22 protein-coding genes are annotated in these 20,407 nt (G+C 53.1%); 7 read left to right on the top strand and 15 right to left on the bottom strand.

The window, feature by feature from the left end; translation table 11 throughout:
- Nucleotides 1-210 precede the first annotated feature (210 nt).
- On the top strand, nucleotides 211-2,349 hold the full coding sequence (nrdD, locus tag NA389_RS05175; RefSeq protein WP_000187815.1) for an anaerobic ribonucleoside-triphosphate reductase: 2,139 nt from the start codon (nucleotides 211-213) through the stop codon (nucleotides 2,347-2,349).
- A 216-nt stretch (nucleotides 2,350-2,565) separates the two neighbouring features.
- Entirely contained in the window at nucleotides 2,566-3,030 is a 465-nt protein-coding gene (gene nrdG / locus NA389_RS05170; protein WP_001009178.1) for an anaerobic ribonucleoside-triphosphate reductase-activating protein, read from the top strand.
- Between the two features lie 3 nt (nucleotides 3,031-3,033).
- Here nrdG and NA389_RS05165 read toward each other — a convergent pair whose 3' ends face one another.
- The 13 genes from NA389_RS05165 to pmbA form a co-directional block, all read right to left on the bottom strand.
- Nucleotides 3,034-3,318 carry a type II toxin-antitoxin system RelE family toxin gene (locus NA389_RS05165; protein ID WP_000220578.1) on the bottom strand — a complete coding sequence of 95 codons (285 nt, stop codon included), beginning with the start codon at nucleotides 3,316-3,318 and terminating at the stop codon, nucleotides 3,034-3,036.
- Nucleotides 3,308-3,550, bottom strand: a complete 243-nt coding sequence (locus NA389_RS05160) for a type II toxin-antitoxin system RelB/DinJ family antitoxin (RefSeq protein WP_000212722.1) — start codon at nucleotides 3,548-3,550, stop codon at nucleotides 3,308-3,310. The genes NA389_RS05165 and NA389_RS05160 overlap by 11 nt, the downstream gene beginning before the upstream one ends.
- Before the next feature lie 77 nt (nucleotides 3,551-3,627).
- Entirely contained in the window at nucleotides 3,628-5,541 is a 1,914-nt protein-coding gene (locus NA389_RS05155; RefSeq protein ID WP_001212134.1) for a BglG family transcription antiterminator, read from the bottom strand.
- Between the two features lie 16 nt (nucleotides 5,542-5,557).
- Nucleotides 5,558-6,298 carry a 2-dehydro-3-deoxy-phosphogluconate aldolase gene (gene dagF, locus NA389_RS05150; RefSeq protein ID WP_000779254.1) on the bottom strand — a complete coding sequence of 247 codons (741 nt, stop codon included), beginning with the start codon at nucleotides 6,296-6,298 and terminating at the stop codon, nucleotides 5,558-5,560.
- Nucleotides 6,295-7,413, bottom strand: a complete 1,119-nt coding sequence (locus NA389_RS05145; RefSeq protein ID WP_001139190.1) for a DgaE family pyridoxal phosphate-dependent ammonia lyase — start codon at nucleotides 7,411-7,413, stop codon at nucleotides 6,295-6,297. Before NA389_RS05145 ends, dagF begins: the two co-directional genes overlap by 4 nt.
- A complete protein-coding gene (locus NA389_RS05140) occupies nucleotides 7,397-8,530 on the bottom strand; it encodes an amidohydrolase/deacetylase family metallohydrolase (RefSeq protein WP_000459926.1) in 1,134 nt (377 codons plus the stop codon). The genes NA389_RS05145 and NA389_RS05140 overlap by 17 nt, the downstream gene beginning before the upstream one ends.
- 58 nt (nucleotides 8,531-8,588) lie before the next feature.
- Nucleotides 8,589-9,233 carry a DUF4310 family protein gene (locus NA389_RS05135; protein WP_000392127.1) on the bottom strand — a complete coding sequence of 215 codons (645 nt, stop codon included), beginning with the start codon at nucleotides 9,231-9,233 and terminating at the stop codon, nucleotides 8,589-8,591.
- Between the two features lie 11 nt (nucleotides 9,234-9,244).
- Nucleotides 9,245-10,021: a DUF4311 domain-containing protein gene (locus tag NA389_RS05130; RefSeq protein ID WP_000478578.1), complete on the bottom strand. Its 777-nt coding sequence runs from the start codon at nucleotides 10,019-10,021 to the stop codon at nucleotides 9,245-9,247.
- A gap of 22 nt (nucleotides 10,022-10,043) precedes the next feature.
- Entirely contained in the window at nucleotides 10,044-10,346 is a 303-nt protein-coding gene (locus NA389_RS05125) for a DUF4312 family protein (RefSeq protein WP_000975187.1), read from the bottom strand.
- Nucleotides 10,346-10,708 carry an SFCGS family glycine-rich protein gene (locus tag NA389_RS05120; protein WP_000435389.1) on the bottom strand — a complete coding sequence of 121 codons (363 nt, stop codon included), beginning with the start codon at nucleotides 10,706-10,708 and terminating at the stop codon, nucleotides 10,346-10,348. The genes NA389_RS05125 and NA389_RS05120 overlap by 1 nt, the downstream gene beginning before the upstream one ends.
- Before the next feature lie 10 nt (nucleotides 10,709-10,718).
- Nucleotides 10,719-11,057: a glycine dehydrogenase gene (locus NA389_RS05115; RefSeq protein WP_001255103.1), complete on the bottom strand. Its 339-nt coding sequence runs from the start codon at nucleotides 11,055-11,057 to the stop codon at nucleotides 10,719-10,721.
- Nucleotides 11,058-11,334: 277 nt separating this feature from the next.
- On the bottom strand, nucleotides 11,335-11,721 hold the full coding sequence (gene cybC / locus NA389_RS05110; protein WP_001232231.1) for a cytochrome b562: 387 nt from the start codon (nucleotides 11,719-11,721) through the stop codon (nucleotides 11,335-11,337).
- A 98-nt stretch (nucleotides 11,722-11,819) separates the two neighbouring features.
- The gene (pmbA, locus tag NA389_RS05105; protein ID WP_000852997.1) at nucleotides 11,820-13,172 is read right to left on the bottom strand and encodes a metalloprotease PmbA; all 1,353 of its coding nucleotides are present in this window, start codon (nucleotides 13,170-13,172) and stop codon (nucleotides 11,820-11,822) included.
- Nucleotides 13,173-13,266: 94 nt separating this feature from the next.
- Here pmbA and yjgA point away from each other — a divergent pair, with 94 nt between their 5' ends.
- Complete coding sequence (gene yjgA, locus NA389_RS05100; protein ID WP_000166287.1) at nucleotides 13,267-13,818, top strand: ribosome biogenesis factor YjgA; 552 nt, start codon at nucleotides 13,267-13,269, stop codon at nucleotides 13,816-13,818.
- Between the two features lie 106 nt (nucleotides 13,819-13,924).
- Here yjgA and mpl read toward each other — a convergent pair whose 3' ends face one another.
- Nucleotides 13,925-15,298, bottom strand: coding sequence for a UDP-N-acetylmuramate:L-alanyl-gamma-D-glutamyl-meso-diaminopimelate ligase (gene mpl, locus NA389_RS05095; protein WP_001219832.1), 1,374 nt, complete (start codon nucleotides 15,296-15,298; stop codon nucleotides 13,925-13,927).
- A gap of 174 nt (nucleotides 15,299-15,472) precedes the next feature.
- Here mpl and fbp point away from each other — a divergent pair, with 174 nt between their 5' ends.
- From fbp to NA389_RS05075, 4 genes are all read left to right on the top strand, one after another.
- Nucleotides 15,473-16,471 carry a class 1 fructose-bisphosphatase gene (fbp, locus tag NA389_RS05090; RefSeq protein ID WP_000853764.1) on the top strand — a complete coding sequence of 333 codons (999 nt, stop codon included), beginning with the start codon at nucleotides 15,473-15,475 and terminating at the stop codon, nucleotides 16,469-16,471.
- A gap of 226 nt (nucleotides 16,472-16,697) precedes the next feature.
- Nucleotides 16,698-17,228 (top strand): inorganic diphosphatase, encoded by a 531-nt coding sequence (gene ppa / locus NA389_RS05085; RefSeq protein ID WP_000055078.1) that lies wholly within the window; start codon nucleotides 16,698-16,700, stop codon nucleotides 17,226-17,228.
- A 409-nt stretch (nucleotides 17,229-17,637) separates the two neighbouring features.
- A complete protein-coding gene (locus tag NA389_RS05080) occupies nucleotides 17,638-18,801 on the top strand; it encodes a metallo-dependent hydrolase (RefSeq protein WP_000977212.1) in 1,164 nt (387 codons plus the stop codon).
- Nucleotides 18,798-20,006 (top strand): MFS transporter, encoded by a 1,209-nt coding sequence (locus NA389_RS05075; RefSeq protein ID WP_000203131.1) that lies wholly within the window; start codon nucleotides 18,798-18,800, stop codon nucleotides 20,004-20,006. Before NA389_RS05080 ends, NA389_RS05075 begins: the two co-directional genes overlap by 4 nt.
- Nucleotides 20,007-20,060: 54 nt before the next feature.
- Here NA389_RS05075 and NA389_RS05070 read toward each other — a convergent pair whose 3' ends face one another.
- Nucleotides 20,061-20,405: a gamma-glutamylcyclotransferase family protein gene (locus NA389_RS05070; RefSeq protein ID WP_001219167.1), complete on the bottom strand. Its 345-nt coding sequence runs from the start codon at nucleotides 20,403-20,405 to the stop codon at nucleotides 20,061-20,063.
- Nucleotides 20,406-20,407: the final 2 nt, after the last annotated feature.

Below are 20,407 nucleotides of genomic sequence, written 5' to 3'. Positions count from 1 at the left end.
AATCACTACATATAGACTTTAAAATGCACGCCGCCCCAATATGTTGTATTAATTGACTACAATTGCTACAACACCCGTTCACTCGACACAAGGTGAATTGTGGATAACCTGGGTCAGGATTGCGGGAAGTCATTGGAAAAGAGATGAATAAACCTGTTATGGCTTCCCCGGCCTCTGTGGATAACCTGTTCTTACAAATATGGAGTGATCATGACACCGCATGTGATGAAACGAGATGGCTGTAAAGTGCCATTCAAATCAGAGCGCATTAAGGAAGCCATTCTACGTGCAGCTAAAGCAGCGGGAGTCGATGACGCAGATTACTGTGCCACCGTCGCAGAAGTCGTTAGCAGCCAAATGAACGCGCGCAGTCAGGTGGATATTAACGAGATCCAAACTGCGGTTGAAAACCAACTGATGTCCGGCCCGTACAAACAGCTTGCCCGCGCCTACATCGAATACCGTCACGATCGCGACATTCAGCGTGAAAAGCGTGGTCGTCTGAACCAGGAAATTCGCGGCCTGGTAGAGCAAACTAACTCCGCGTTGCTCAATGAAAACGCCAACAAAGACAGTAAAGTCATTCCCACCCAGCGCGATTTGCTGGCCGGGATTGTCGCCAAACACTATGCCCGCCAGCACCTGTTGCCGCGTGATGTAGTACAAGCGCATGAGCGCGGCGATATCCATTATCACGATCTCGACTATTCGCCGTTCTTCCCGATGTTCAACTGTATGCTGATCGACCTGAAAGGCATGTTGACCCAGGGCTTTAAGATGGGTAACGCCGAGATCGAACCGCCAAAATCTATCTCTACCGCCACTGCCGTTACCGCGCAGATTATCGCGCAGGTCGCCAGCCATATTTATGGCGGCACCACCATTAACCGTATCGACGAAGTGCTGGCGCCGTTTGTCACCGAAAGCTATAACAAGCACCGCAAAACCGCCGATGAGTGGCAGATCCCGGATGCCGAAGGATATGCGCGTTCTCGCACCGAAAAAGAGTGCTACGACGCCTTCCAGTCGCTGGAGTACGAAGTTAACACGCTGCACACCGCTAACGGCCAGACGCCTTTCGTGACCTTTGGTTTTGGCCTCGGCACCAGTTGGGAGTCGCGTCTGATCCAGGCGTCTATTTTACGTAACCGTATCGCCGGTCTGGGTAAAAATCGCAAAACCGCCGTGTTCCCGAAACTGGTCTTCGCTATCCGCGACGGTTTGAACCACAAGTTTGGCGATCCGAACTACGACATTAAACAACTGGCGCTGGAGTGCGCGAGCAAGCGCATGTATCCGGACATCCTCAACTACGATCAGGTGGTCAAAGTCACCGGTTCGTTCAAAACGCCAATGGGCTGCCGCAGCTTCCTCGGCGTGTGGGAGAACGAAAACGGCGAGCAGATCCACGACGGGCGTAACAACCTGGGCGTGATTAGCCTTAACCTGCCGCGCATCGCGCTGGAAGCAAAAGGCGACGAAACCGCATTCTGGAAACTGCTGGATGAACGTCTGGCGCTGGCGCGGAAGGCGCTGATGACCCGTATCGCCCGCCTTGAAGGCGTGAAAGCCCGTGTCGCGCCTATCCTGTATATGGAAGGCGCCTGCGGCGTGCGGCTGAAAGCGGACGACGACGTGTCTGAAATCTTTAAAAATGGTCGTGCGTCCATCTCTCTGGGCTACATCGGCATTCATGAGACCATCAACGCGCTGTTTGGCGACAAACATGTCTATGACAGCGAGCAGCTGCGCGCCAAAGGTATCGCCATTGTGGAACGTCTGCGTCAGGCCGTGGATCAGTGGAAAGAAGAGACCGGCTACGGCTTTAGTCTGTACAGCACGCCAAGTGAAAACCTCTGTGACCGCTTCTGCCGTCTGGATACCGCCGAGTTCGGCGTGGTGCCGGGCGTAACCGATAAAGGTTACTACACCAACAGCTTCCACCTCGACGTGGAGAAGAAGGTCAACCCGTACGACAAAATCGATTTCGAAGCGCCGTATCCGCCGCTGGCGAACGGGGGTTTCATTTGCTACGGCGAATACCCGAACATTCAGCACAACCTGAAAGCGCTGGAAGATGTCTGGGATTACAGCTATCAGCATGTACCGTATTACGGCACCAACACGCCGATCGATGAATGCTACGAGTGCGGCTTTACCGGCGAGTTCGAATGTACCAGTAAAGGTTTCACCTGCCCGAAATGCGGCAACCACGACGCCGCGCGCGTCTCGGTCACCCGCCGCGTGTGTGGTTATTTAGGCAGCCCGGACGCGCGTCCGTTTAACGCCGGCAAGCAGGAAGAAGTGAAGCGCCGCGTGAAGCATTTAGGCAATGGGCAGATAGGTTAATTCTCCGTTTGCAATGCGTAAATGCCGGATGGCGGTGTAAACACCTTATCCGGCCTACAACCGCTGGCTATAGTTCCAATTTCATGAGTTTCCTCTAAGCAGTTGGTGTTGTAGCAAGGCGGCAAACGAACGAATCCCAGGGAGCTTACATAAGTAAGTGACCTGGGTAAGTGAGAGCGGCCAACGCCGCTACAGCGCCAAATGCAACGAGGAAACATGAACTTTCACCAATACTACCCCGTCGATATCGTTAACGGCCCCGGCACCCGTTGCACCCTGTTTGTGTCAGGGTGCGTGCATGAATGCCCTGGCTGCTATAACAAAAGCACCTGGCGGCTGAACTCCGGCCAGCCGTTTACCAAAGAGATGGAAGATAAGATCATTGCCGATCTGAACGACACGCGCATTCACCGTCAGGGGATCTCGCTGTCGGGCGGCGATCCGCTGCATCCGCAAAACGTACCGGATATACTGACACTGGTACAACGTATCCACGCGGAGTGCCCGGGGAAAGATATCTGGGTGTGGACCGGCTACAAGCTCGATGAACTTAACGCCGCACAGATGCAGGTGGTCGATCTCATCAACGTGCTGGTCGATGGCAAATTTGTGCAGGATCTGAAAGACCCGGCGCTTATCTGGCGCGGTAGCAGCAACCAGGTAGTGCATCATTTGCGTTGATCGCTAAAGCCGTTTGTTTGCATCGTGATAGACGGCTGAATGTTCTCGCTTGCCGACCGCGACAACAAACACAATCACAACGTCATCCCGAACCTGGTACACCAGACGATAACCGGACGATTTAAGCTTAATTTTATAGCAGTCAGGAAGACCGTTTAAACGGGCAGAGTCGATTCTGGGGTTCAATAGCACATCAGCCAACTTTTTCTTAAGCTGAGCCTTCACCGTATCGCCCAGCTTATGCCACTCTTTTAAGGCCCTCGGGTCGAATTCCAGTTCATAAGTCATCCAGACTAACCTTGATTCCCTTTTGCGGACTAGACAGCCTCTCCCGAACTGTCTGAATCAGTGCATCTTCATTGTCGCTAAGAGTGACAGTTTTCACTGGCATGCGCCCCGTTTCCGCGACGTACTGGAACAGTAATCGCACGGCTTCCGTTGGAGTAATGTTCAGTTTTTCCAGCACGGCATAAGCCTCATTTTTGAGTTTGTCATCCAGACGGACGTTCAGCGTGGCCATTATGCCTCCAGTAAAATCGAATGTGTAATGCAGTTTAGCATTACATTCGCATTACATCGAATTCTGGATAACGCCTCTCAAAAACGACTCACGCACTCCATCGCGACCGTTTTAAATTGCGTAAAATTCAGACATGCGCAGAGGCGCGTCATGGCGCGTTCACGCAGGAAAGTGACGAAAATATCGTAGATGGCCATCGCCTCTTCATATTCACTTTTGCTGATGGCGAGTAAAAAAATAACGTGCGCCGTTTCGTCACCCCAGACAATCCCCTGTGGCGCGAGCACCGTATAAACCACCGTTTTCTTCGCCAGCAGCCCCAGCGCGTGTGGCAAGGCAATCCCGTCGCCTAATAACGTACTGACGATAGCTTCACGTTCAATAACCGAATCGAGAAACGCCGCATCAACAAAGCCTTCCTCATGCAACTGATCGCACAGCGTTTTAAACAGCGTCTGTTGATCTATTTCCCCTTCCACAATGCGAAAATGCGAGGCATCGAAATATTTATCCAGCATCCACGGACGGGTTCTGTCCACCAGCACCAGCTTACCGATCTGCTCCAATTGATAGTCGGTAGGAAAGGGCGCGATCATGATGACCGGCTTATCTTTTTCGCCGATCCGCGCTGTGGAAATCACAAAATCCTCCACAATACTGTCCCGCGCCTCATAGTCGCGTAGTGTCAGAGTGCGGGCAATCTCAATCTGCGGGTATTTCCGCGCCAGTACCGCTTCAATCATCCGCACCATCGCATTACCAGCATCGCACACCAGCAGTACCTGCGGCTGCCGCTGGTAGCCAATGTTGTAACTACGTTCCAGCCCAACGCCAATATGCAGCACCAGAAAACCGATTTCGTTTTCGCTAATGGTATACGGCGTGTATTTTCCCCAACTCGATATCGCCGCCAACGTCATATCCCACGCCATCGGATAGTGCTGCTTAATATTTTCCAGTAGTGGGTTGGGGATCATGATCTGGTAGCGCACGCGGGTGATCATCGTTTTGATGTGGGTCAGCAAGTCCGCGTGAAGCTGTTTATCATTCAATAGGTTATAGTTGTACTGGGTATTAATAAAATTGAGGATATAGCGCACCAGCGCCTCTTCATCATCGGCATTAATGGCGCTGGGGGCAATATCCTGTACCTGGCGGGCGGCAATATGCACCTTCAGCCAGCTTACTTCCGGCTCCGACAGCGGCTTGTCGGCCAGCTGTTGTAGTAGCTCCGCAATCTCATGCGCCGCATGGCGCACCTTTTCATCGACCTCCTCCGCCACGCATTCCGATAACGGATACCCCTCGCGAATACGCCGTACCGCCACCGCGCAGTATAAACGCAGAAACAGTTCGCTCTCATCGGTCAGGCGGATTTGACAATGAGAGAAAATATCCGGCAAAAGAGACTGCAGCCGTTGAGACACCTCGGTGTTCAGCGTGGTACTAACAATTAACGGATGGGAGGGCTCCTGCTGCGCCAGCGTCCATAAAAGGTCGGTCAGACAGGCGCGAATCGCCATCTCTCCGCCAAACAGTTTCATGCCATGACGCGGACGCGTTTCCAGCGTCAGATGATAACGCAGCAAATGCTCGCGCACGTCCGCCATGTCGTTCTGCAGCGTCGCACGGCTGACAAACCATTCATCTGCCAAATCCTCCAGCTTCAGCGAGAAGGCGGAGGTTAAAAAACGCGCCAGCAAATAGTGTATCCGCTCCTGGCTGGTGCGCGGACCGCGCGCCAGGGCGGGAGATTGCTGCGTTTGCAGGGATTGATAACGTGCCGGATCATCAATTTTGAGCTGATACCCATTGCCGCGGCTGAGAGTAAATTGCGCGCCATGCGGCGTCAGCAACATGTTCAGCGCGGCGATATCCGCCCGAACGGTACGCGTGGAGACCGACAACCGCTGCGCCAGCTCATCCTGCGGCAGCGTCTCGTTTTGCAGCATCGCAAATAGCTGCGCTAAACGTTGGTTGGGGAATCGCACGTCTCTCTCCTCATGATTAACCGACACGCGACCGGACGATAGCGAGTAACTGACGCACATCGTCCGCACGGGTGTTGCCGCTCACCTTATCAATAATCGAACTATAAATGTGAGGAATGATTTTGCTTACACCTGCATCAAGGGCGATGTGCAGAATCTCGGCGAAGTTTTCCAGATCGATACCGCCCGTCGGTTCCAGCCAGAAATCATGGCGGGCGCAGGCGTCAGCCACCGCTTTATACTCGTCGCGACAGGTGAGTCCTCCCATCGGAAAGTATTTAACGGAGCTGCCGCCCATATCTTTGAGCAGCGCAATCGCCGTTTCTATGGGTACGATGCCGTCCGGAGCGCGGCTGCTTAGCGGGCCGGTGGAAATTTTCACCAGTCCCGGCGTGCCGGTCGGCGAGACAAGACCGTTCACCACCGTCTCGTTTTGCCCCAGCAGCGCCCGGCTGGCCCCGACGCCGGTAAACACCTGGTTGACATGCTGCGGCTGTACCTGACGCGAGATTTCGCTCACCATCGCCGACTGGTTAGGATCGCCTGCCCCCAGTCCGACGGAGAGCGCATTGTCGATAAGCGCCGCATATTCACGCATATCCGCGACTGCGCTTGCCACATCCGGATAGTTTTTGGAGAGCACGCCAACCAGCACATGACCTTCCGCCGCCGCGTAGATTTCCCGGGCGTTATCTTTCGAACCGGCCAGTACGTTCAGGCAAACGCGATCGCGGTAAAAGTTAGGGGTCAGTTTCATGCTTGTTTCTCCTGATTAATCACCTCGCCAATACGACGCGCCACAATCGCTAACTGCGCGCGATCGACGCTGCGGACATCCGCTTCAATAATTCCTTCGTTGGCTTTGTATCCGCGAAAGTAAATCGCGTATTCCCCTTGCTTCAGCGCGTCGACCAGTTCGCCTGTGGCGATGCCGGTAACGGCTTCATCAAACTTAATTTCCGTGCGCGCGATGTCGCGTCCGGCGCTGTCCCACACCACACGGGCGCTAACGCCGTTAAACGTGTTCAACGTGTCGATAAAGGGCGCCATTTTTTCTACCATCTCCGCGCCGCTCTCTTTTTGCGCCCGCAGGTACAATTCAATGGCGCAGGTCAGGCCAACAATTCCCTCTTTGCCGACCTTCATCGCCCGGCCAATGCCCGCTGACTGACGTTTTACCCACTCAACATACTGCGTTTTACCAATCACCAGCCCACTGGTCGGCCCTTCAATCGCTTTCGCGCCGCTATAGATAACGAGATCTGCGCCCACGCGGTAGTAGCACTGCAAATCTTCTTCCGCCGCCGCGTCCACAAGCAGCGGGAGATTATGCGTGCGTGCCACTACCGCAGCCTGCTCCACACTAAGCATACTTTTCTGTACGCAGTGGTGAGATTTGATATAGAGAATAGCCGCCGTGCGCGGCGTAATGGCCGCCGCCAACTGCGCGGCGGAACATTCGTTGGCGTAACCGGCTTCCACCAGTTTGCCGCCGCCCAGCGCCACCATCGTTCCCACCGGCGCGCCAAAGTTTACGTTGTGGCCCTTTGGCAGGACGATTTCGTTATTTTCAATCGGTGTAACGTGCAGGTTTTCCAGCAGCCAGTCGCTGTCCTGAACCAGTACCGCGGCAACCGACTGGGCAAGGCCCGCACTGGCGCAGGAGACTACCGTCGCCCCTTCCACCTCCAGCAATTTCGCAATGTACTCGCCAGTTTTATTCACCAGATCTTTCATCTCGAAATACTGATTCATTCCGGCCATCGCCGCGTCTATCACTTCCGGGCGCGGCGTGGAGACGCCGAGCGCCGTCATACGTCCGGAGGCGTTAATCACCTGTTTTAATTGATACTTCTCAAAAATCGAAGGCATGTTCCGCGCTCCCTTGTTCGGTCATATAGCCCTTGCCTGCGCGTATCGCGGCAAGCGGCGTCAGCAATTCTTCAGCCTGTAAGCTGTCGTTTTCCGCGTCTACCAACACGGTGGGCTGGCGTTTAAGCGTAAAGAGGGTCAGGTCGGCATCCAGACCAGGCTGAAGACGACCTTTGGTTTTCAGATTCAGGCTATCGGCGGCATTGGCCGTCACGCACGCAATGACCTGCGGCAGCGACATGCCGATGGCGAGGAATTTCGACATCACATTAGCCAGCGAATGCACTGGGCCATTGATGCGGTTACGACAGTAGATATCGGAACTGATGGTATGCGGTAAAATCCCCAGGCTAATAGCGCGTTTCGCCACCGCAAAGCTCAGGCTGGCGGTACCATGCCCGACGTCCAGACGCACGCCGCGCGCCAGCGCTCGTGTCACCGAGGCGCGCAGCTCGCCTTCCGGCGTCAGAATACGGTTCGGCTTACCGTTGTAACAGTGGGTAATGATATCGCCCGCCGTCAGACGCTCCGCGATTTCGTCCAGATCCGGCGGGTTATTGCCAATATGCACCATCAACGGCAGGTTGCCGTTTTCTTGCTGCATGGCTTTAGCGCGTTCCAGCGGCGTGATGCCGTTAACGCCTACCACGCTGCTGCTCATCCGCGCCTTGAGGCCGACGATAAAATCCGGGTGGCGTTTTACCGCCTGTCGGACCGCATCGGCGTCAATATTGGCCATGTTAGCCAGTTCATTCTGAGCTATCAGCCCGACGCGGGAAATATTCAATAGCGCATAAACGTCGGTGGTCGCCTGACGGGTCAGGGTGTAAAAATCGTCAATATCATCTGCGCCAGTGCTGCCGGCATCAATCACCGTCGTCACCCCCGTCGCGATGCCGATACTATCCGGCTCATCGAAATAAATCGGCGATTTTGGGTAGCAGTGAACATGAGAATCAATCCAACCCGCACTAACGTAACACTCGCCGCGCAGGTCAATGGTTTTCACCGCCGGGCCATCAACGTCACCCAACGCCGCGATTTTGCCATCTTGCAGGGCAATATTAGTCAGCGTGTCATCGACCAGACACGCATGGCGCAGGAGTAAATCAAACATCGTTCTCTCCTTTGCCGGATGGCGGCGCAACCGCCTTATCCGGCCTACAAATCAACAGTTAGCTAATCGCAATCGGGAAGATGGAACCGAGGATCATCGCGCCTAAAATCGCGCCGCCGGTAATCGGCTTCTGCCAGATATAAAACAGCAGCGCGCCCACCAGAGAGCCCAGACCAATAGGAATCGATGCCGTCATGGCGCTGAGGATAATCAACGGCCCCAGAAAACGGCCTGAAGTGTTACCAGCCCCCATCATGACGTCCGCCCCGTACGTGGAGTCGCTCTGATTGATGGTGAACTTACGCGCCAGAATAATGATGTAGCCAATCGCCAGGCCAATCACCAGACCGGTTATCAGCGAAGCGATAAAGTTCGCCACCGGGAAGACAAAGCCAGCCCCCAGCAGTAACGCCGGAACCCCTAAGCCCACGCCAGTCTGAATTGCCCCGCCGATATCCAGAATCCCGACCAGCGAACCTTCGATAATGCGGGCAAATAAAAAGCTGGCGCCGAAAGCGGCGACCGCGCCGTAGACGCCGGTATCCATCCCCGCTTTCAACATCGCCACAAAAGCGACTTCGTTAAATGCGCCGATACCGTACAGATAGTACATATGCGTCCCGGCGAAAACGCCGGAGGAGAGCAGGCCAACAAAGATCGGGAACGACCAGTCGGCATACCAAAAACCTTTATTCTCTTCCATTGTGGCCTCCGTTATTTGCCGCTGAGCGAGTTGTGGATCAGTTCAAGCCAGTTCGGTACCGTCATGTTGAAAGACTCGATCATTTTCATGTCGAAGCCGCGGAAGAAGCCGCTCAACACAAACAGCAAAACGATGGCGACCATCATCACTTTGGTGACATGGTTCCAGCCGCTCTCTTCTACGCCTTTACCGATCAAAATACCCAGTACCAGCCCCGGTACGGCGTTCCCCATGATGAGCTGCGCCGCGCCGCCGAAAACGGTGGCCCAGAAGCCCGATTTTTTACCGGCGTCGATCGCCGCTAACCAGAAGATCACAGGCATGACGATGTTGACCAGCAGGTTTGCCGCCGGTACCAGCACCTTAACCGCTGTCACCTGTAGCGCTTCTGGCACGGATGAGGCGGTCAGGTTAAGGAACGTCACGACGATCATGCCGATGACGGCGCAGGCAATCGCCATTTTTTTCGGGTCGTGCAGCGTCTCGCCGACGTTACGGTTTTTGATCATTAGCGCCGCCGCGCCCCAGTTAGGGATGATGCGGTGATCGACATCCTGGGTGAACGATCCGGCCGCCACAGACGACGCCCAGGCGTTAAAGAAGAAACCCAGCCCAAAGGAGAAGTGAGATGCCGGGTCGCCTTCACAAGAGTTGAGTTCGCCCAACGTACGGAACGCGCCCATCCCCTGCGTGGTTGGCGCGTGAAACATGCGTGCAGCCCCAGCGCCCACCCCTACGCCGACCAGCGCGCCGATAATGAGCGATTTAATTAGTATTATCAGGAACATAACTATGCCTTTTTAATAAAAATCAGCGTTTCGCGACGAAATCCACCCTGTCGAGATTGATGGCGGTCACGTTGACGGTCACATCCAGCTCCACGCTGTAAGTGCGTCGTTCCCGGCGCAAAAAGAAAAACAGAAAGGCCTCTTTACGCACCGACTCATGCGCCTGAACAATCCGCACATCCTGTGGCTCAATACGCAGTAAGATATACGGCGACTCTCTCATCACCGCCGACTGAACATGGTTCAGCGCATCGGCAAAGGCGCGTGCTTTGGCGTCGCCCTTGCCTTTTACTCTCACCGTGGTGGTGAATTGCTCTTTCATCATCAGGCGCCGTATTTCTTTTGCCACGCCTGCACCAGGCGCTCGCCGAGCTCTTCTTTATCCATAAAGCCAAAACCCAACACGTTGCAGCCTTCATTGATAGCGGTGACGCCTTCATCCACTGACCGCATTCCATATTTGGCTTTGTAGCCATGCTTGTTTTGCGCGGTGATAGCGCCCGCGCCGCCGCTGCCGCAAAATGAAATGCCGAAGGTGGCGTTTTCCGCTTTCATCACATCGCCCAGCTTCATGTCTGCCGCGACGCCCGGTACGACGACCGCGCGACCGCCCGCTTTTTCCACGCCTGCCGCCACTTTCTGGCCTTTACCCAGGCGATCGCCAATCACGACGGTAATCTGTTCCATTTTTTGCTCCTTAGAGGTTGTCTTTCGCGACTTCAAAATGTACCGATAATAGCCAGGCTTCTTCGTCAGGAAGGTTGCCAAACGCCGCCACGATTTCGCGGGCGAGCGCCATTGATTCGGCTGAGATTTCATCAAACAAGCTGGCATCGACTTCCGGTAAAGGCTCGCCGGTAATTGACCGGTGCGCCATCGCGCGAACGTGCGAGGTCAGCATTTGCGTCTGTACCGCATTGGGGACAATGTGATGCCTCCCCAGCAGGCCATCCACCTGCGTTAACACCTGTTCAGCCAGTTCGTTAATTCGCTCACCGGCATCGTGTTTTACTGCTCCGTTATCCACGCGTCTCACCCCGTTAATGGCAATGAGATAAAACTAGCGGCAAGGGTTAAAAGTTTGTAGCGAGTTATTTTCCACCTCGAAGTGGAAACGCGAGTGGGATAGGTGATCTGCGCCACAGAAAAGGCGGCATTAATGAATTATCGCCGGGAAAGTGTGAGATCTATCGCGGCATAAAGAGGAAATGGCGAAACAATGACGTTGTCGTCTAAAGTGAGAAAGTGTGATGGGTATTACATTTTGCCGGATGGCGACCTGCGGATAAAGCGAAGCCGCCATCCCACAAAAATTAACGATACTTTTTATGATACGTATTGCGGGTGGTTTTTAGCGCTTCCGCCGCCGCTTTCGCTTCTTTAACGTTACCTTCGTTCGCCAGCTTCAGCGCGCCATCAATTTGGCCGACCAGAATGTCAAAACCGTGACGAAAATCCTTCATTTCCGGGCTATCCGGCGCTTTATCTTCCAGCTTTGGCGGCGTAGCTTTTTGAGCATCCAGCGCGGCCGCGCGCATTTTGGTTAATGCCGCTTTCAGTTCAGGGGCACTATCCGTTTTCTCAACAACTTTCAGGTTATCATTGAGAATATCCATATTATCTTCAAGATCGGCAGCAAAAACAGCCGAACCGAATACCAGCGATGACACAGCAAGAATAGCTAACAGGCTTTTACGCATTGCTCACTTCCTTTTTTATTATTAACGATAAGTGTAATACCCTGAATAATTCAAGTCGCAGGCAGCCAACGCGCCTGCAGCCTGAAGTATGACGGGTATTATTGTCCGGCGATTTTCATCTCCGGTAACAATACCGAACCACACTGTATATTACTGCGCGTTTCAATATCATCACCCACAGTGACAATATTACGCCACATCTCTTTTAAATTACCGGCAATGGTAATTTCACTTACCGGGTACTGGATTTCACCATTTTCAACCCAGAATCCCGCAGCGCCGCGGGAGTAGTCGCCGGTAATACCGCTGACGCCCTGGCCCATCAGTTCCGTCACCACCAGGCCGGTGCCCATCTCTTTCAGTAACTGCTCAAAGTTCAGCCCCTGCCCGGCGATACGCCAGTTATGAATGCCGCCGGCATGACCGGTACTTTTCAGCCCCAGTTTGCGGGCGGAATAGTTGGTCAGCAACCATTGCGTCAGTACGCCATCCTTCACAATGTCCCGGCGCTCTGTACGCACGCCTTCGCTGTCGAACGGTGAAGACGCCAGCCCTTTTAGCAGATGCGGGTGTTCTTCGATGGTTAACCATTCCGGCAGAATTTGTTTGCCCAGCGAGTCGAGCAGAAAAGTGGATTTACGGTATACCGCGCCGCCGGCAATCGCCCCGACCAGATGACCAAATAGCCCTGTCGCCACTTCATTGGCGAAAATGACCGGCGCTTTCATGGTGGAGAGCTTGCGCGGCGACAGGCGGGATAAGGTGCGGCGCGCGCACTCGGTCCCGACCCACTCCGGCGCTTGCAGATCCGCCATTGCCCGACCGATGGTGTAAGCGTAATCACGCTCCATATCGCCGTTCTCTTCAGCGATGACGCAGCTTGAGAGCGAATGGCGCGTGGAGCAATATCCCTGCAACATGCCGTGGCTGTTGCCGAACACTTTAATGCCGTAATGGCTGTTAAAGCTCCCGCCTTCGGTATTGGTGATGCGTTTATCCGCCTTTAGAGAAGCCTGTTCCGCACGCGCGGCCAGTTCAATGGCTTCGTCTGGCGTAACCTCTGCCGGGTGGAACAAGTCCAGATCCGGCGCGTCAAACGCCAGCAGTTCTTTGTCCGCCACGCCTGCGCACGGGTCCGGCGACGTGTAACGCGCGATATCCAGCGCGGCCTGCACGGTACGGGCAATCGCCTGCGGGCTTAAATCCGTCGAAGAGGCGCTGCCTTTGCGGTTCTGGTGATACACCGTAATGCCCAGCGCGCCGTCGCTATTAAATTCGACATTCTCTACTTCACCATAACGGGTGCTGACGCTAATGCCGGTGGTCTTGCTGACGGCGACTTCCGCCCCATCCGATTTGCCTGAGGCTAACTCCAGCGCTGTCGAAACTGCTTCTTCCAGAATCTTACGCTGCGCTTCAACTTGTGAGATTACTTTCATTGCAAATGCCATAATGTAGAGAGAGTTTCTCTGAAGTCTAACAGAGAACCGTTTTTCAGTGCGCATCTTAACTGGTAACATTAGCCTCTTTTTTAAGGAGCCTGACATGACAAAGCAGCCCGAAGACTGGCTCGACGACGTTCCCGGTGATGACATCGAAGACGAAGACGATGAAATTATCTGGGTCAGTAAAAGTGAAATTAAACGCGATGCCGAGGAATTAAAACGCCTAGGCGCGGAACTGGTGGATCTGGGGAAAAACGCGCTGGATAAGATCCCGCTGGACGCCGATCTGCGCGACGCCATTGAACTGGCCCAGCGTATCAAAATGGAAGGACGCCGCCGCCAGTTGCAGCTTATCGGAAAAATGCTGCGCCAACGCGACGTTGAACCTATTCGCCAGGCGCTGGACAAGCTGAAGAACCGCCATAATCAGCAGGTGGTGCTGTTTCACAAGCTTGAGCATCTGCGCGATCGTCTGATCGTCGAAGGCGATGACGCGGTAGCCGAAGTACTGACCCTGTGGCCGCACGCCGATCGTCAACAGCTTCGTTCATTGATCCGCAATGCGAAGAAAGAGAAAGAAGGCAACAAACCGCCGAAATCAGCGCGTCAGATCTTCCAGTATCTGCGCGAGCTGGCGGAAAACGAAGGGTAATTTTACACGTTGGTAGCGTCTGCCGGATGGCGGCGCTGGCGCCTTATCCGGCCTACAGGAATGTACCTATTGTAGGCCCGGTAAGCGCAGCGCCACCGGGCATTTTTTACTCCACAACCAGTGCTTTTTTCGCCAGCCCATCCAGCAATTTCTGATGGATGCCGCCGAAACCGCCGTTGCTCATCACCAGGATGTGATCGCCAGGCTGTGCGGTTTTCACCACCATTTCCGCCAGCGTATCGACATCGCCACTCCAGTGAGCAGGCTGTACGCAGGCTTCAGCGACTTCCGCCACTTGCCACGGAATATGCGGCGGCTGCAGCAGGAACACTTCATCCGCACGCCCTAACGACGGTGCCAGGTCATCCTTGCATAACCCCATCTTCATCGTGTTAGAACGCGGCTCCAGCACTGCGATAATGCGCGCGGTGCCGCCCACTTTACCGCGCAGCGCCGCCAGCGTGGCCAGAATTGCCGTCGGGTGGTGAGCAAAATCGTCATACACCGTCACGCCGTTCGCTTCGCCGCGCAGTTCCAGACGGCGGCGGGCGTTAATAAATGACCCCAGCGCGCTGGCCGCTTCAGCGGGCGCGACGCCCACGTGGCGCGCGGCGGCAATCGCCATCAGACCGTTGTGCATGTTATGTTCGCCGACCAGGCCCCATTTCACATCGCCGACTTTTTCGCCGTCCAGCCACACTTCCCACTCGGAAGCATCCGTAGTCAGCTTCTTCGCCTGCCAGTGTCCCTGCTCGCCCACCAGCTCCTGCTCGCTCCAGCAGCCCAGAGCCATGGTCTGTTTCAGGTTGATGTCGTTTTCCGGCCAGATGATGCGCCCCTGCCCCGGCACGATGCGCACCAGATGGTGGAACTGCTTCTGGATCGCTTTCAGATCGTCGAAGATGTCGGCATGATCAAACTCAAGGTTGTTGAGGATCAACGTCCGCGGGCAGTAATGCACAAATTTAGAACGTTTATCAAAGAACGCGCAGTCGTACTCATCCGCTTCGATAACAAAGAACGGGCTCTCGCCCAGGCGCGCGGAAACCTCAAAGTTGCCCGGTACGCCGCCGATCACGAAGCCCGGTTTGTACCCGCACGCTTCCAGTATCCAGGTCGCCATGCCTGCGGTCGTGGTTTTGCCGTGGGTACCGGCGACCGCCAGTACCCAGCGGTCGCGCAACACAAAGTCATGCAGCCACTGTGGACCAGACATAAAGGGAATGTTTTTTTCCAGCACCGCTTCCACGCACGGATTCCCGCGCGTCATCGCATTGCCGATAATCACCAGATCCGGCTGCGGATCGAGCTGGCTGGCGTCATAACCCTGGATCAGATCAATGCCTTGCTTCTCAAGTAAGGTACTCATCGGCGGATACACATTGGCGTCCGAACCCGTTACTTCATGACCAAGCGAGCGAGCCAGCATCGCCAGCCCCCCCATGAAAGTGCCACAAATTCCCAAAATATGAATGCGCATACGTCACTATCCTTTTTTTATCTGCGAGCCATTTTACGCACATGTCTGGCAAGTGAGAAACGCATTTCAGGTAAATCTGTACTTTGCTGGCGCGATTCACCTGAGCGCATCATCTGAAATGTTTGTTAAGATTGTTACGGTCGCTTTACTCCAATCAATTGCAGGGAAAGTGTTATGAAAACGTTAGGTGAATTTATTGTCGAAAAGCAGCACGAGTTCTCTCAGGCTACCGGTGAGCTCACTGCTTTGCTGTCGGCAATAAAATTGGGCGCCAAGATCATCCACCGCGATATCAACAAGGCCGGTCTGGTCGATATCCTGGGTGCCAGCGGTGCTGAGAACGTACAGGGCGAGGTTCAGCAGAAACTCGATCTGTTCGCGAACGAGAAACTGAAAGCTGCACTAAAAGCGCGCGATATTGTAGCGGGCATCGCATCGGAAGAAGAGGACGAAATCGTCGTCTTTGAAGGCTGCGAACACGCGAAATATGTGGTGCTGATGGACCCTCTGGATGGCTCTTCTAACATCGACGTTAACGTCTCTGTCGGTACGATTTTCTCGATTTATCGCCGCGTGACGCCCGTCGGCACGCCGGTCACCGAAGAAGATTTCCTGCAACCCGGCAACAAACAGGTCGCTGCGGGATATGTCGTGTATGGCTCGTCCACCATGCTGGTTTACACCACTGGCTGCGGCGTACATGCTTTCACCTACGATCCGTCGTTGGGCGTGTTCTGTCTGTGCCAGGAACGTATGCGTTTCCCGGAAAAGGGTAAAACCTACTCCATTAACGAAGGCAACTACATTAAATTCCCGAATGGCGTGAAGAAGTACATCAAATTCTGCCAGGAAGAGGATAGTTCAACAAGTCGCCCTTATACCTCACGTTACATTGGCTCTCTGGTGGCCGATTTCCACCGCAACCTGCTGAAAGGCGGCATCTATCTCTACCCCAGCACCGCCAGCCATCCCCAGGGAAAACTGCGTCTGCTGTATGAATGCAACCCGATGGCGTTCCTCGCGGAACAGGCCGGCGGCAAAGCAAGCGATGGTAAAGAACGTATTCTGGATATCATTCCGGAAAGCCTTCACCAGCGCCGCTCGTTCTTCGTCGGCAACCGCCATATGGTTGACGATGTGGAACGCTTTATCCGCGAATACCCGGACGCGTAATCTTTACCACCATGCGGAATAACGCATGAAGCCGCCATTGGGCAATAACATGTCCGATGGCGGCGTTGCCTTATCAGGCCCGTGATTTTTCCGGTTCTTAACCTTTGTCGTTCATGCTCCGCAACGACGCGCCAGATGAGGCGGAAACGAAAACAAGCGAAGACTTTCGGCGTGAGTTGGCTATAATACTCGCCACTTGTTTGTCATAAATTCAAAGGAAACAGACATGAGCTTACTCAACGTCCCGGCGGGTAAAGAACTGCCGGAAGATATCTACGTCGTTATCGAGATCCCGGCTAACGCAGATCCGATCAAATACGAAGTTGACAAAGAGAGCGGCGCGCTGTTCGTTGACCGCTTCATGTCCACCGCGATGTTCTATCCGTGCAACTACGGTTACATCAACCATACCCTGTCTCTGGACGGCGACCCGGTAGACGTTCTGGTCCCGACGCCGTACCCGCTGCAGCCAGGCGCCGTCATCCGTTGCCGTCCGGTTGGCGTACTGAAAATGACCGACGAATCCGGTGAAGATGCGAAACTGGTTGCCGTACCGCACACCAAACTGAGCAAAGAGTACGATCACATTGAAGATGTGAACGATCTGCCGGAACTGCTGAAAGCGCAGATCACTCATTTCTTCGAGCATTATAAAGATCTCGAAAAAGGCAAATGGGTGAAAGTTGACGGTTGGGACAACGCCGAAGCGGCTAAAGCGGAAATCGTTGCCTCCTTCGAGCGCGCAGCGAAGAAATAAGTTCGCTTTTACATAATCGTCAAGATAAAGGCTCTCATAGTAATGAGGGCCTTTTTATTGGCTAATGAATAGAACACAATTTTTATCATTATTAGTTTAACATTCACGGAATGAATAAGACTTTACCTTATTTTTTATTAAAAAGGGTTGAATACGCTCACGGTTTCTCTAAAAAGCTTAAGATAATAATTATTTTGTGAATGCCCCCAGACTCCCCTGGACTTACGCCCTAAATATTAGCAAGCGCTAAATTCTTATTTAGTGCATAAGCCCGATTACCTTTTTAATAAGGTATCCTAAGCTCTCCCTACCAATAATTGTATTTTTAATCCAACATAACATCCGCTCAAAACACACTTTTTAATATATTTTTAAGGGCTGCCATAATTATTTACTATTTTAAGAGATTATGATGAAAAATGATATATTAATTACCGGTGGACATATCATCGATCCCGCTCGTAATATTAATGAGATTAACAATTTACGCATCGTTAACGATATTATCGTTGATGCCGATAAATATCCTGTAACTTCGGAGACCCGGATTATTCATGCCGACGGCATGATCGTCACTCCCGGTCTTATCGATTATCACGCGCATGTTTTTTATGACGCGACGGAAGGCGGCGTCAGGCCTGATATGTACATGCCGCCGAATGGCGTCACCACCGTCGTGGATGCAGGTTCTGCCGGTACGGCAAACTTTGATGCCTTCTACCGAACGGTGATTTGCGCCAGTAAAGTTCGAATCAAAGCGTTTCTGACCGTGTCGCCGCCGGGCCAAACCTGGTCACAAGAAAATTATGATCCTGACAATATTGATGAAAATAAGATCCACGCGCTGTTTCGCCAGTATCGCAATGTTCTTCAGGGATTAAAACTCAAGGTTCAGACTGAGGACATTGCTGAATATGGCTTAAAACCGCTGACTGAATCCCTTCGTATTGCCAACGATTTAAGGTGCCCCGTGGCAATACACTCGACTCATCCCGTCGTTCCCATGAAAGAACTTGTCTCCTTGCTACGCCACGGCGATATTATCGCTCATGCGTTTCACGGCAAAGGTAGCACCATTCTTACTGATGAAGGCGCTGTCTTAGCCGAAGTCCGTCAGGCAAGGGAAAGAGGCGTTATATTTGATGCCGCCAATGGTCGCAGCCATTTTTCAATGAACACGGCACGCCGGGCCATCGCCAATGGCTTTCTTCCGGATATCATCAGTAGCGATCTCTCAACCATCACTAAACTCGCCTGGCCTGTTTACGCCTTACCATGGATTTTATCGAAATATTTAGCACTCGGCGTCGCGCTTACCGATGTCATTAACGCCTGTACCCATACCCCAGCAGTTTTAATGGGTATGGCAGCAGAAATTGGTACGCTGGCCCCTGGGGCATTTGCCGATATCGCCATCTTTAAATTAAAAAACAGGCATGTTGAATTTGCCGATATTCATGGTGAAACGCTCACGGGGACGCATGTGCTGGTACCACAAATGACCATAAAATCCGGTGAGATATTATTTCGTCAAATTGATTTTGGCGCGCGGCCAAACGGAGTTGAAAAATGACCTCAATGCAAAAATGGCTACGGATCGGCGCGACATTAATGTTCGGCCTTTTTGTTGCTTATCTTGACCGTTCTAATCTTTCCGTTACGTTACCTACGATTACACACGACCTGAATATTGATGGCGCAACGGCCAGCATTGTATTAACCATATTTCTTATTGGCTATGCCTTTTCAAATATTTTTGGCGGCGTATTTACCCAGCGATACGATCCGAAAAAAATAGTCATTCTGATGGTGCTAATCTGGTCGATTGCGACCGTTTTTGTCGGATTTACCTCGTCAGTGTACGTTATTTTGATTTGCCGGCTGGTGCTTGGCATTACCGAAGGCATTTATTGGCCGCAGCAGTCCCGCTTCGCCAGCGACTGGTTTTCAGACAAAGAACGGACGCAGGCGAACAGTATTATCCAGTATTATGGACAGTTCCTGGCATTAGGCCTGGGATTTATGATTTTGTCCCCGCTGGATGCTGCCTTCGGTTGGCGAAATGTTTTTATTATCACTGGTGTGATCGGCATTGTTGTCGTGGTTCCACTTTATATAACAATGCTGAAAAAACAGGAAGAAGCGCCTTATTATCGTGCGCCGGCGCCAACAGAGAAAACTAAACTTACCCTGGAATCGCTGGGCGGAACCCCCTTCCTACTCCTTATTTTTACCTACATCACTCAAGGGATGTTGTTCTGGGGAATTACGTTATGGATCCCCATGGTTGTCAATTCTCTCGGCTATACTGGATTCAGTAAAGCATTGGTCAGTTCTCTGCCTTATCTGACTGCGGTTATACTGGCAATCCCTATCTCATGGATCAGTGATAAGACACAAAAACGTGTACTTATTGCTTCACTGGGCCTACTAATCCCCGGCGTGATGTTATTTCTCCTGCCATTTGTCGATGCGCCAGGCTTTAAAATCACGCTCATTACCCTGGCGATGGGTTATTATGCCGCCAGCTTTACCCCCAATATCTGGTCGATTATCCAGTCGAACGTTAAACCCCATGCGATTGGCCCAGCCTCCGGTATTATTAATGGCATCGGCGCTGGCGGCGGCGGTACGTTGGCAGGCCTAATGGTCGGCTATTTTTACCGGACAACTGGCAGCTATATGCAGGGATTTATGGTTCTTGGATGCATTGTTATCCTGGGCGGCGCGTCATTATTGATCTACGGCAGAATAAGAGCTCACCATGCCCGGCGCTAGCGCCATCAGCCAGAATGTAAAAAAACAACGCCACCCGAGGGTGGCGTGTTCAGTTCAGGGCTGGTTTCTGTCTAACCAGTCACCGCTTTCAATCAGAGTTAACCCATCAACAGGACGTTGATATACATACATCCATGCGCTGCCGTAAGGCGTCTGGATTAACTGGCGTGCGTATTCACCGCCCCTGGTGCGCAAAGCATCAAGTTCGGCCAGCGTGGCGTTATCAATTCGATAAACTTCACCGTATACCGCTCCGTTTCCCGGAACTGCGCCTGGATAGTGGCCCAGACTATACAACTGGTAGTTATCGATACGGTAATCGCCAAGCAATTGGGCATTGGTCATCCAGTGACTGTTGCCTTGTTTCTGTCGTAAACTGCCATAGACAAATATTCGCATTG

Origin of the sequence: Salmonella sp. NW645 (assembly GCF_051703725.1) — a bacterium.
Taxonomy (GTDB): Bacteria; Pseudomonadota; Gammaproteobacteria; order Enterobacterales; family Enterobacteriaceae; genus Salmonella; species Salmonella enterica.
This window is presented reverse-complemented; position numbering and strand designations above follow the sequence as displayed.

What these genes read in the sequence shown, in the direction of transcription:
- NA389_RS05145 (WP_001139190.1), bottom strand. Translation starts at nt 7,413, where the DNA reads ATGCCTTCGATTTTTGAGAAGTATCAATTAAAACAGGTGATTAACGCC.
- nrdG (WP_001009178.1), top strand. Translation starts at nt 2,566, where the DNA reads ATGAACTTTCACCAATACTACCCCGTCGATATCGTTAACGGCCCCGGC.
- NA389_RS05120 (WP_000435389.1), bottom strand. Translation starts at nt 10,708, where the DNA reads ATGGAACAGATTACCGTCGTGATTGGCGATCGCCTGGGTAAAGGCCAG.
- NA389_RS05140 (WP_000459926.1), bottom strand. Translation starts at nt 8,530, where the DNA reads ATGTTTGATTTACTCCTGCGCCATGCGTGTCTGGTCGATGACACGCTG.
- dagF (WP_000779254.1), bottom strand. Translation starts at nt 6,298, where the DNA reads ATGAAACTGACCCCTAACTTTTACCGCGATCGCGTTTGCCTGAACGTA.
- pmbA (WP_000852997.1), bottom strand. Translation starts at nt 13,172, where the DNA reads ATGGCATTTGCAATGAAAGTAATCTCACAAGTTGAAGCGCAGCGTAAG.
- yjgA (WP_000166287.1), top strand. Translation starts at nt 13,267, where the DNA reads ATGACAAAGCAGCCCGAAGACTGGCTCGACGACGTTCCCGGTGATGAC.
- NA389_RS05080 (WP_000977212.1), top strand. Translation starts at nt 17,638, where the DNA reads ATGATGAAAAATGATATATTAATTACCGGTGGACATATCATCGATCCC.
- cybC (WP_001232231.1), bottom strand. Translation starts at nt 11,721, where the DNA reads ATGCGTAAAAGCCTGTTAGCTATTCTTGCTGTGTCATCGCTGGTATTC.
- mpl (WP_001219832.1), bottom strand. Translation starts at nt 15,298, where the DNA reads ATGCGCATTCATATTTTGGGAATTTGTGGCACTTTCATGGGGGGGCTG.
- NA389_RS05135 (WP_000392127.1), bottom strand. Translation starts at nt 9,233, where the DNA reads ATGGAAGAGAATAAAGGTTTTTGGTATGCCGACTGGTCGTTCCCGATC.
- NA389_RS05075 (WP_000203131.1), top strand. Translation starts at nt 18,798, where the DNA reads ATGACCTCAATGCAAAAATGGCTACGGATCGGCGCGACATTAATGTTC.
- NA389_RS05070 (WP_001219167.1), bottom strand. Translation starts at nt 20,405, where the DNA reads ATGCGAATATTTGTCTATGGCAGTTTACGACAGAAACAAGGCAACAGT.
- NA389_RS05125 (WP_000975187.1), bottom strand. Translation starts at nt 10,346, where the DNA reads ATGATGAAAGAGCAATTCACCACCACGGTGAGAGTAAAAGGCAAGGGC.
- NA389_RS05130 (WP_000478578.1), bottom strand. Translation starts at nt 10,021, where the DNA reads ATGTTCCTGATAATACTAATTAAATCGCTCATTATCGGCGCGCTGGTC.
- fbp (WP_000853764.1), top strand. Translation starts at nt 15,473, where the DNA reads ATGAAAACGTTAGGTGAATTTATTGTCGAAAAGCAGCACGAGTTCTCT.
- ppa (WP_000055078.1), top strand. Translation starts at nt 16,698, where the DNA reads ATGAGCTTACTCAACGTCCCGGCGGGTAAAGAACTGCCGGAAGATATC.
- NA389_RS05165 (WP_000220578.1), bottom strand. Translation starts at nt 3,318, where the DNA reads ATGACTTATGAACTGGAATTCGACCCGAGGGCCTTAAAAGAGTGGCAT.
- NA389_RS05160 (WP_000212722.1), bottom strand. Translation starts at nt 3,550, where the DNA reads ATGGCCACGCTGAACGTCCGTCTGGATGACAAACTCAAAAATGAGGCT.
- nrdD (WP_000187815.1), top strand. Translation starts at nt 211, where the DNA reads ATGACACCGCATGTGATGAAACGAGATGGCTGTAAAGTGCCATTCAAA.